Raw genomic sequence first — 3,725 nt, 5'->3', positions numbered from 1 at the left:
GTCGGGGCCGCTGCGTACCGTATCGTGCAGGAAGCGCTCACCAACGCGGTCCGCCACGGCGGGCCCTCGGTCCGCGTCTGGGTGACGGTGGCGCGCGGCGAGGACGACGGCGCCCTGCGGGTGACCGTGCTCGACGACGGCGGTTCGGGAGCGCCTGCGCGCGACCCCGTGCCGGGGAACGAGCCGAACGGCACCGGCGGTTACGGCATCGTCGGGATGCGCGAGCGGGCCCGCAGCGTCGGTGGAGGGCTGCAGGCCGGGCCGCGCGCCGGTGGCGCCGGGTTCGCGGTCACCGCGGTCCTGCCGTCGGCCCCCGCGGACGGGACCGCCCTCCGGTGAGCGCTCCGTGAGACGCCGGCGAGCGCGTGCGCCCGTGCGTGCAGTACCCGCCTCAGTGAACGACCCGCGCCGCGGGGCGCGGTGCGGGTCCCCACCCCGAAGGATGACTCCGATGACCTCAGCACCGAATCCGGCAGCAGCGCCCTCCCCCGGGGGGAGGGACGGCCGATGAACGCGCAGCAGCCGATCCGGGTCCTGCTCGCCGACGACCAGCGGCTCGTCCGCTCCGCGTTCGCGATGCTGGTGGACACCGCACCCGACATGGAGGTCGTGGGCGAGGCGGGCACCGGCCGGCAGGCCGTCGAGCTGGCCCGCAGCGCCCGCGCGGACCTGGTGGTGATGGACATCCGGATGCCGGACCTCGACGGCATCGAGGCGACCCAGCGGATCGCGGCCGACGAGGACATGGCCGGTGTGAAGGTGCTCGTCCTGACGACGTACGACACCGACGAGTACGTCATCGACGCGTTGCGTGCCGGCGCCTCGGGCTTCCTCGTGAAGGACACACGCCCGGCGGCGCTGCTGGAGGCGATCCGGACCATCGCCGCCGGGGAGGCGCTGCTGTCGCCCGGCCCGACCTCGCGCCTGATCGCCCGGGTGCTGCGGGCGCCCAGGGCGGACATCCCGGCCGGTTTCGTGACCAACGGCCTGGCGGTGCTCTCGGTCCGCGAGCGCCAAGTGCTGACCCTGGTGGCCAGGGGTTTGAACAACGCCGAGGTGGGCGATGTGCTGGGGCTCAGCCCCCTCACCGCCAAGACCCATGTCAGCCGGATCATGGGCAAGTTGTGCGCCCGCGACCGGGTCCAGCTGGTCATCGCCGCGTACGAGGCGGGGCTGGTGACGCCGGGCGCCGTGCCGGGCGTACCGCCCGCCGGGGGCGGCGGGGGCGGCGCCTACTCTTCCTGAAGGCCCCCTGAAGGGAACGGGCGCCCTGCCTACGCCACAGGGCGGAACGCCGGGGGCGGCCCGTGTCATCCGTGCGTTGACACCGTGTTGAGCCGGGCGCGCACGCGCCTCAATGAACGTTCGAGGCGCCCGCCCGGCTCCGCCATCCGTTGAGGGCGGAAAGGGGCCCGGGGATGGATGACGCCGGTTGTTCCACGTTGCAAGGATTGGGCGCCGAAAGGGGGAAAAAGCTGTCCAAGCTCCTGTTCTGATCTCCGGCGGAAATCGCTGTGGGGGGAAATTCGTGCAAATTGAAATACTCGGTCCGGTGCGCGTCAGCGTTGCGGAGAGGAGCAGCGACATTCGGGCCAGCAAGGTCCGTTCCATGCTCGCCACCCTCGCCCTCCGGGCGGGTCGGGCGGTATCGCACATGGAGCTCGTCGACGAGCTGTGGTGCGGTTCCGCCCTCGGCAATCCCCGCAACGCCCTGCAGGCCCAGGCCACCAGGGTGCGCAAAGTACTCGAGGCACACACCCCGATGCACCGCACGACCGTCCTGCGCGCCGTCCCGAACGGATACCTGCTGGACGTGCCCGCGGAGTGCGTCGACGCCAACAGATTTCTCGATCTCGCCTCCCGCGGCGGAGCCGCGCTGACCACCGACCCCGAGCGGGCGGCGAGGATGCTGGAATCCGGTCTGCGGCTGTGGCGCGGCCCGGCCCTGTTCGACGCCGGGGAGGGGCTGCGGTGCGCGAGCGCCGCGACCCTCTTCGAGGAACGCCGGCTGACCGCGTGGGAGGACCTGGTGAGCGCCCGTCTGGTGCTAGGCCACAACGCCCAGGTGATCGCCGAACTGCAGCAGCTCGTCGCGCAGCACCCGCTGCACGAGCGGTTCTGCGAGCTGCTGATGCTGGCGCTGTACCGGTCCGGGCGGCAGAGCGAGGCACTGGAGCGCTTCCGCCTGACCCGCAAGCGGCTGGACGAGCAGCTGGGCATCCAGCCGGGTGCCGGGCTGCAGCGCCGCCACGCCGAGATCCTCGCCCAGGATCCGGCGCTGGCACAGCCGGGCGCGCTGTGGAACGGGCGGCGCGAGCCGCTCGCGACCAGCGCGTAGCGCCCTGCGGGCGGGGCTCGACCGCACCGCACGGTGCCGCAGCGCCCGCTTCGGCACCGCCGGAAGCCGGCGCCGGCCCCGCACCGCGGTGGCGCAGAGAGGTTGCCGGACCCGGCAGCACCGAGACAACTGGAGCCGTCCCGCATGCACTCCGAGTCCGACGCGCGTGGTGCCACCGGCACCACGCGCACACCGCAGAACGAACCCGTCGCGATCGTCGGGATCGCGGCGCTCTACCCCGGCATCCGGGGAGCCGACGCGTACTGGAGGGCCCTGACCGAGCCTCCTGCGGATCCCGGGTCCGGCCCGGCGCCGTCGCTCGCCGGCATCGAGGTCGACGTCGCACGGTTCGGCATACCGCCCGCGCAGGCCGGGGCGCTCACGCGTATGCAGCTGCTGATGCTGGAGGCGGCCCGCGAGTGCCTGGAGGACGCCAAGGCCGGCGACCTGACGCTGCGGGCCGAGCGCACGGACGTGGTGGCCGGGGTGTGTTCCGGCCTGGACCGGCAGTACGCCAACGCGCTGCGCGTCGAGGGCGGCCGGTACGCCCGGGAGCTGGAACGGGCGGTGTCCGCACCGGAGTTCGGCGGCTCGGCCCGTACCGCCGCGCAGGCCGCCGACGAGCTGCGCACGGCCCTGGTGCGGCGCCTGGGCGCCTCGCCGCACGACCGGGTCGGGGAGATGGCGAGCACCATCCCCGCCCGGATCGCGAGCGCGTTCAAGCTCCGGGGCCGCACCCTGGCCCTGGAGTCGGCCGACGCGACGTCGTTCCTGGCGATCGCGCACGCCCTGGACAGCCTGCGCGGCGGGCTGTCGGAGGCCGTGCTGGTGGTGACCGGCCAGCGCGAGGAGGGCCCGTACCTGCGGGCGGCGCTCGCGGCCAAGGGCCTCGTCGCGCCGCGCACCCGGCCCTTCGCCGCGGACGGCGACGGCTTCGCGCTCGGCGAGGGCGTGGGCGCGCTGCTGCTCAAACGGCTGTCGTCCGCGGTCCGCGACGGGGACCGCATCTACGCGACGGTCCGCGGGTGCGCGGTGCACCACGAGGGGCGCCCGGGCGTCTTCCGCTATTCCACGTCCGTGGAGCGGCGCGCGGAGACGGCCCGGGCCGCCCTCCGGGAGTGCGGCGCCTCCCCGGGCACGATCGGCTACGTGGAGTGCGGCGCCTCCGGCGTGGCGCGCGAGACGGCCGCCGAACTCGCCGCGCTGGCATCGGTGTTCGCGGCCGCGGAGCCCGGATCCGTGGTGGTGGGCAGCGTGCGCGACCGGCTCGGGCACACCTTCGCCAACGCCGGCCTGGCCGGCGTCACCAAGGCGGCGCTGGCGCTGTACCACCAGCGCCTCCCGGCCCGGCCGCCGCAGGCGCCCGGGGCGGCGCAGGACCTGTCCG

At 74.5% G+C, this 3,725-nt stretch carries 4 protein-coding genes; all 4 read left to right on the top strand.

All coding sequences use genetic code 11. The features are described from left to right. Positions 1–339, top strand: a 339-nt coding sequence (locus tag V7793_RS34995) for a sensor histidine kinase (protein WP_336013725.1), incomplete at its 5' end; no start/stop codon positions are given. 168 nt (positions 340–507) lie between these two features. Beyond that, positions 508–1,245 (top strand): response regulator transcription factor, encoded by a 738-nt coding sequence (locus V7793_RS34990; RefSeq protein ID WP_336013724.1) that lies wholly within the window; start codon positions 508–510, stop codon positions 1,243–1,245. Positions 1,246–1,552: 307 nt separating this feature from the next. Next, positions 1,553–2,338: an AfsR/SARP family transcriptional regulator gene (locus V7793_RS34985; protein ID WP_336013723.1), complete on the top strand. Its 786-nt coding sequence runs from the start codon at positions 1,553–1,555 to the stop codon at positions 2,336–2,338. Positions 2,339–2,482: 144 nt separating this feature from the next. Continuing rightward, a partial coding sequence (locus V7793_RS34980; protein WP_336013721.1) for a beta-ketoacyl [acyl carrier protein] synthase domain-containing protein occupies positions 2,483–3,725 on the top strand: 1,243 nt, incomplete at its 3' end.

The sequence above is a fragment of the Streptomyces sp. KLMMK genome (assembly GCF_036961605.1).
Lineage (GTDB): Bacteria > Actinomycetota > Actinomycetes > Streptomycetales > Streptomycetaceae > Streptomyces > Streptomyces telluris.
Note: the sequence above shows the minus strand (reverse complement) of the source record. Positions and strands in the feature narration are given on the sequence as shown.